Origin of the sequence: Parashewanella hymeniacidonis (genome assembly GCF_016900895.1) — a bacterium.
GTDB classification, from domain to species: Bacteria; Pseudomonadota; Gammaproteobacteria; order Enterobacterales; family Shewanellaceae; genus Parashewanella; species Parashewanella hymeniacidonis.
Window position 1 is genome coordinate 1,568 of sequence record NZ_JAFEUN010000189.1, and the last position, 1,336, is coordinate 2,903.

The 1,336-nt window shown below is 47.6% G+C and carries 1 rRNA gene (only partly in view); it reads left to right on the plus strand.

Annotated elements, in window-relative coordinates:
* Positions 1-137: 137 nt before the first annotated feature.
* Positions 138-1,336 (plus strand): 23S ribosomal RNA (locus JQC92_RS21145); it runs 1,445 nt beyond the window's last position.

The following is a 1,336-nucleotide window of genomic DNA, read 5'->3' on the forward strand; positions in this document are numbered from 1 at the left end:
ATCAACGAAGTTCTCAACACTTTATTAAGTGTCTTGAATATTCAAAACTAAGGCGAGTGTCGAAAGACACTTATCAAACCAGCAAGTTGCGTACAGCTTTAGGTTTTAACGAAAGTTAAGACTCATTAGAGTTGTATGGTTAAGCGACTAAGCGTATACGGTGGATGCCTTGGCAGTCAGAGGCGATGAAGGACGTGTTAATCTGCGATAAGCTGAGCTCAGGTGATAAAAACCATTTTAGGCTCAGATTTCCGAATGGGGCAACCCAATCACATAAGTGATTATTGTAACGTGAATACATAGCGTTATGAGGCGAACGTGGGGAACTGAAACATCTAAGTACCCATAGGAACAGAAATCAACCGAGATTCCCCTAGTAGCGGCGAGCGAACGGGGATTAGCCCTTAAGTTTTTTGGAAGTTAATGGAATGCGTTGGAAAGCGCAGCGGCACAGGGTGATAGCCCCGTACATGAAAACGACCTTAAGATGAAATCGAGTAGGACGGCACACGTGATATGTTGTCTGAACATGGGGGGACCATCCTCCAAGGCTAAATACTCCTGACTGACCGATAGTGAACCAGTACCGTGAGGGAAAGGCGAAAAGAACCCCTGTGAGGGGAGTGAAATAGAACCTGAAACCGTATACGTACAAGCAGTGGGAGCGGCTCTTATGAGACCGTGACTGCGTACCTTTTGTATAATGGGTCAGCGACTTACATTTAGTAGCAAGGTTAAGCGAATAGCGGAGCCGTAGGGAAACCGAGTGTTAACTGCGCGAAGAGTTGCTAGGTGTAGACCCGAAACCCGGTGATCTAGCCATGGGCAGGTTGAAGGTTGAGTAACATCAACTGGAGGACCGAACACACGTATGTTGAAAAATGCGGTGATGACTTGTGGCTGGGGGTGAAAGGCCAATCAAACCGGGAGATATCTGGTTCTCCTCGAAAGCTATTTAGGTAGCGCCTCGCACGGACACCATTGGGGGTAGAGCACTGTTAAGGCTAGGGGGTCATCCCGACTTACCAACCCTTTGCAAACTCCGAATACCAATGAGTGATATGCGGGAGACACACGGCGGGTGCTAACGTCCGTCGTGGAAAGGGAAACAACCCAGACCGTCAGCTAAGGTCCCAAAGTGTATGTTAAGTGGGAAACGATGTGGGAAGGCTTAGACAGCTAGGAAGTTGGCTTAGAAGCAGCCATCTTTTAAAGAAAGCGTAATAGCTCACTAGTCGAGTCGGCCTGCGCGGAAGATTTAACGGGGCTAAACATACCACCGAAGCTACGGGTGTTTGTGCATCACCAGATGCGATTTATTTTATTGCTTACTTTT